Here is a 4,966-nt window from a genome sequence, read left to right on the forward strand (position 1 = left end):
GCCATCAGCTCCGCACCGCGGAACTGCGTGACCTCCTCGTCCCCGTAACGCTCGTACCAGCCGGTCGATCCCGACTTCGGCCCGTAGGCCACCGCTGTTGACGCCTGGTCAGCGCCGCTTCTTCGGCGGGTCCTTGCGCAACAGGTCCGGTCCGATGATCCGCCGCACCACGCGGCGCACCAGGCTGCGCTTCTTCGCCGGCGCAGCAGGCGCCTGCGCAGCGGGTCGGGGCGCGGGCTTGGGCTCCGACCTGACCTCCGGCGGTGCGACCGCCAGCTGCGGGCCCGTCACGCTCGGCGAAGCAGCCGACGGCTCGGGGTTGAGGAGCTTGGCGAACTCAGGGCGCTCATCGCGGATCGCGGGAATGTAGGGCTGGGTGACCTCCACCCGCTCCGGTGCATCCGCCATCGGGGGCGGCGACGCCGGTCGAGTGGGCAGGACCGCCTCGTTCAACGGCAGCTGACCGACGATGCGGGTCGTCGGCGGCCCGGGATCCGGCCGCGGCGCCTGCTGCGCCTCCGACGGGACCACCGGCTGGAACCACGGTCGAGCAATGTCGTCTTGAATAGTCATCCGTATCGACTCTGCGGGAGCAAACGGCCAGTGTCACCGGAACGGGGTCTTCCCGAACCAGCCGATCAGACCCTACCGGTAACGGACAGATAAAGCACACCCCCGTGTTCCCTAGCTCTCTCCGACGATCACACCCCGTACCAAATGCACTATTCAGCGCAGCGGTGAAGTCCATTTGGAGTAGTTGGGCGCGAAAATGGTTGCCCAGCCAGCACGAACGAACACCGTGAGTACGCGAAATCGGTGTCGATCGTCCACACGGGAACGGCTCGGCCGGCACGCGTCAAGGACAAAGATCACAGCTGGATAACCCCGACGACGAGCTCGTCGCGACCGGGGCGCGAGGGCGAAACCGGGTTGTTCAGCAGGGGGTTTCGTGGTCGCTCCGGTCGGCCAGGGGTTCGGGGATGGCCGCCTGGCGGAGCTGGCGGAACTCCGAGGCCAGCGTGCCCGCCGTCCAGTGCGCGTTGAGCCCGCTGGGGTTGGGCAGCACCCACACCTGCGCGCCCTCGATCAGCCGGTCCTGGCGCCCCACGGTCGCCCGGCGCTCACCGAAGGCCACCCGGTACGCGGTGATCCCCACCACCGCCACCCACTCCGGCCGGTACTGCCGCACCTTCGCCGCCAGGGTCACGCCGCCGGCGCGCAGCTCGTCATCGGACAACTCCGCCGCACGCGCGCTGGCCCGCGCCACGAAGTTGGTGATGCCCAGCCCGAAGCCCGGCAGTTCGTCCTGCTCGTGCGGCTCCAGCAGCCGCGGGGTGAACCCGGAGTCGTGCAGCACCGGCCAGAACCGGTTGCCCGGGCGGGCGAAGTGGTACCCGGTCGCGCCCGACCACAGCCCGGGGTTGATTCCGCAGAACAGCACCCGCAGGCCAGGGGAGAGGACGTCCGGGATCCTCGCTCCTTCCGCGGCGTCCAGGTCCTGCGCACTCGGACGGTTCCCCGACAACTCCCACCTCCGGTACGGCAACCCGATTCACCCCGGACCTTAACCGGCCGCCCACCGCCGCTCGGGAGCAACCGCCCCAAGCCGTCCGCCACCCACTCCGGAACCCGATAACGTAACCCGTCAAACAAAACGTAACCCAACCAACGAAACGAAATAAGGACGAGGAGAAACGGACATAATGACACCGCGCATAATCGCGCTTATGTGCGGTAAGGTGTCGGCATGGAGATCGTTTCGGGTGCGGGCGCCAGCGTTCGGCCGACGGGGGAGCAAACGGAACTCCTGGCCTCGACGACCAGGACGGGCCACACGCTCACCGCGCTGATCTCGGCCTGGCTGGGCTCGTTCGCCGACTCCTCGGACACCCGCGCCGCCTACTCGCGCGATCTGCGCGAGTACCTCGCCTGGTGCACCCAGCGCGAGCTCGACCCGCTGACCATGCGCCTACCCGAAGTGCAGATGTACGCCGCCCAACTGGCCGCGGCGACCAACCCCCGCACCGGGCGCCCGTTCGCCGCCTCGACCCGAGCGCGCAAACTCGCCGCGGTCTCCAGCTGGTACACCTTCCTCGTGCGCGCCGGCGCGATCGACGCCAACCCTGCCCGCGACGCGGCCCGTCCCCGCTACGACCGCAGGCACTCCACGACGGCCAGCGTCTCCGAAGACCAAGCCGCGCAGATGCTGACCACCAGCCGCGACTACGCACACCGCACCCTCGGTCCGCAAGCGGCAGCGCTGACCATGATGCTGCTGATCGACCTGGGCATCCGCGTGTCGGAGCTGTGCAACGCCGACCTGGCCGATCTCGGTCAGCGCGACGGCATGCGGGTGCTGACCGTGCGGATGAAAGGCGGCAAGGTCCGCACCCGTCCCATCCCGGCACCGCTGGCGCCGGTCCTCGACGACTACCTGCGGTCCCGGCCGTCCGATGTGGACACGACCGCGCTGCTGGTCACCCGCAACGGCGACCGCGTCAACCGGCACCAGGTCTACCGGCTCGTGCAGACCCTGGCCGCGCAAGCCGGAGTGCCGATGCCCCAGCGGATCACCCCGCACTCGATGCGGCACGCCTTCAACACCATCGCCCGGGAAAGGGGAGCGGCGCTGGAAGACCGCCGCGACGCCCTCGGGCACTCCTCGGCCGCGATCACCCAGCTCTACGACCACGTCGCCCTGTCCCTGACCCGCGACCCGGCCCACCTCGTCGCCGGAGCAACCCACCGAACCGACTCGGAAGCACTGGATTCACCGGAGGAATCACCTTGATAATTTGAGTCACGGTGACGATATTCCGTGTCTGCCGCGCAGTCGGACGAAACAGGTCTTGGTCAGCACCCCTCGCCGCCGCAGCCCTGGCCCTTCCTGGACGAACAGCACGACCTCCTCCTGCCTGCCCGGACCGATGGGTTGGGTCAGGCGCCCGCCCGCGCGCAACTGGCGGACCAGCGGTTCCGGTACGTGCCTTGCGGCGGCCGAGACCAGTACGGCGTCGAACGGGGCGTGGTCCGGTGCGCCGAGGGTGCCGTCTCCGGTCTGCACGATCACGTTGGTGATGCCCTGTCCGACGAGGTTCGCCTTGGCCTGCGAGCAGAGCTGCGCCCACCACTCGATGCTCACGACATCAGCGGCCAGCCGGGCCAGCAATGCGGTCTGGAAACTGCACCCGGTGCCCGATCTCCAGCACGTGTTCACCGCCGGTCAGCGCCAGTCCGGCCAGCATCTGCGCCGACAGCGACGGCTGCGTGCTGACCTGGAAGTGCCCGATGCATACCGGAGTGCGAGTCGGGGGCGCCGATCATGGCATGCGAATTCCCGAGTGCGCCGCCGGATTTCCCGGGCCGCGAGGTGTGCGGCTCACCGGGGCGGGTCAGGCCGCGGGTCTGGTGGGGTGGTCGCGGAGTCGATGAGCGCCAGTGCAGCCGCGTCGGTGCGGGTGGTGTTGCCGGTGACCAGCTGGTCCTGGCACAGGCCGCGTAGTCCGGAGATCAGCAGACTCGCTCGCGCCTGCGCCTGGTCGTCGGAATAGCCCAGGCGCCGGTAGATCGCCACCAGCGGGTCGATCATGACCGTGACCGCCTCGGCGGCCAGCGCCGCGTAGCGATCGGGTTGGGTCGGCGCCAGGCTGAGCACTTGGAACAGGATGCGGATCGGCCGTTGCTGCTCGCCGGTGGTGATGGTCTGCCACAGCCGCTGGGCGGCCACCCGCAAGTCCGCGGCGTCGCGCACGTCGCCGAAGATCCCGGCGACGTCGGGGCGGCTGGCCGCGATCGCTTCGACGATGAGTTCGTCGCGGCTGCCGAAGTAGTACAGCAGCATGCGTTTGCTGGTGCCCAGCTCAGCGGCCAGGGGGCTCAGTGACAGGTCGGCGATGCCGCGGGTCTCCAGGTAGTGCACCACGCGTTTCAGCAGTTCATCGCGCTTGTTGGAGGATCGGGACACCTCTTGACTGTACCGATCGGTACATCTATAGTCCAATGATGTACCGATCGGTACAAGTCGATGAAACGGGAAGGCACGATGTCCGACGCGCAACCACGGGTGGTGATCATCGGCGGTGGCATTGGCGGGCTCACGCTCGCCCTGGCCCTGCGCGCCAACGGCATCACCGCCGAGATCCACGAACAGGCGCCACAACTGAGTGAGGTCGGCGCCGCGGTGGCGCTGTCGGCCAACGGCACCCGGGTGCTGCACAACCTGGGCCTGGCCGACGGGCTCGCCCGATGCAGCGCGGTGCCCACTGAACTGATCTACCGGCACTGGCACGACGCCCACCGCATCGCCGCCTACCCGGTCGGGCCGGGCTACGAACAGCTCTTCGGCGCCCCCTACTACGGCGTGCACCGCGCCGACCTGCAAAAACTCCTTATCGACGCGGTCGGAGCCGAGCAGATCCACCTCGATCACCGGCTCACCGGGCTGGAGGACACCGGGCCGGACGTGCGCCTGGAGTTCGCCGACGGCAATAGCGCTCGCGCCGACCTCGTCATCGGCGCCGACGGCGTGCATTCCACTGTGCGCGACCACATCGTCGACACCGAAACCGGCGTGTACTCGGGCACCAGCGGATTCCGCGGCCTGGTACCCGTCGAGCAGCTCGACCTGCTGCCCGACCCCGGCGCGATCCAGTTCTGGATGGGACCTGGCGGGCACGTGCTGCATTACCCGATCGGCGACGGCAGCGTGGTCAACTTCCTGGCCGTGGTCGAAGGCCCCCGCGACTGGACCGCGCCCGGCTGGGTGCTGCCCACCACGCTCGAGGAGATCACCGCCGAATTCGCTGGCTGGCATCCCGCGATGCGCCAAATGGTCGAGGCCACCACTTTGCACCAGCGGTGGGCACTGTTCGGGCAGAGCCCGCTCAACCGCTGGCATCGCGGCCGCACCGTGCTGCTCGGCGACGCCGCGCACGCCATGCTTCCCCACCACGGACAGGGCGCCAAC

Annotated in this window: 6 protein-coding genes; 2 read left to right on the forward strand and 4 right to left on the reverse strand. The window is 69.0% G+C overall.

From position 1 onward, the window contains the following. Positions 1-108: 108 nt before the first annotated feature. Both ABTZ89_RS35645 and mug read right to left on the reverse strand, forming a co-directional pair. On the reverse strand, positions 109-573 hold the full coding sequence (locus ABTZ89_RS35645) for a hypothetical protein (RefSeq protein ID WP_351053288.1): 465 nt from the start codon (positions 571-573) through the stop codon (positions 109-111). A 361-nt stretch (positions 574-934) separates the two neighbouring features. Next, positions 935-1,525, reverse strand: coding sequence for a G/U mismatch-specific DNA glycosylase (gene mug / locus ABTZ89_RS35650; protein WP_351053291.1), 591 nt, complete (start codon positions 1,523-1,525; stop codon positions 935-937). A 222-nt stretch (positions 1,526-1,747) separates the two neighbouring features. Here mug and ABTZ89_RS35655 point away from each other — a divergent pair, with 222 nt between their 5' ends. Next, positions 1,748-2,791, forward strand: a complete 1,044-nt coding sequence (locus ABTZ89_RS35655; protein WP_351053294.1) for a tyrosine-type recombinase/integrase — start codon at positions 1,748-1,750, stop codon at positions 2,789-2,791. Positions 2,792-2,800: 9 nt separating this feature from the next. Here the strand turns inward: ABTZ89_RS35655 and ABTZ89_RS35660 are convergent, their stop codons facing one another. After that, positions 2,801-3,142, reverse strand: a complete 342-nt coding sequence (locus ABTZ89_RS35660) for a protein-L-isoaspartate O-methyltransferase family protein (RefSeq protein WP_351053297.1) — start codon at positions 3,140-3,142, stop codon at positions 2,801-2,803. 237 nt (positions 3,143-3,379) lie between these two features. Beyond that, complete coding sequence (locus tag ABTZ89_RS35665; protein WP_351053300.1) at positions 3,380-3,964, reverse strand: TetR/AcrR family transcriptional regulator; 585 nt, start codon at positions 3,962-3,964, stop codon at positions 3,380-3,382. 99 nt (positions 3,965-4,063) lie between these two features. Between ABTZ89_RS35665 and ABTZ89_RS35670 the strand changes: the two genes are divergently transcribed. After that, on the forward strand, positions 4,064-4,966 hold a 903-nt coding region (locus ABTZ89_RS35670), incomplete at its 3' end, for an FAD-dependent monooxygenase (RefSeq protein WP_351053303.1).

Origin of the sequence: Saccharopolyspora sp. NPDC002686 (assembly GCF_040295745.1) — a bacterium.
Classification (GTDB): domain Bacteria; phylum Actinomycetota; class Actinomycetes; order Mycobacteriales; family Pseudonocardiaceae; genus Saccharopolyspora; species Saccharopolyspora oryzae.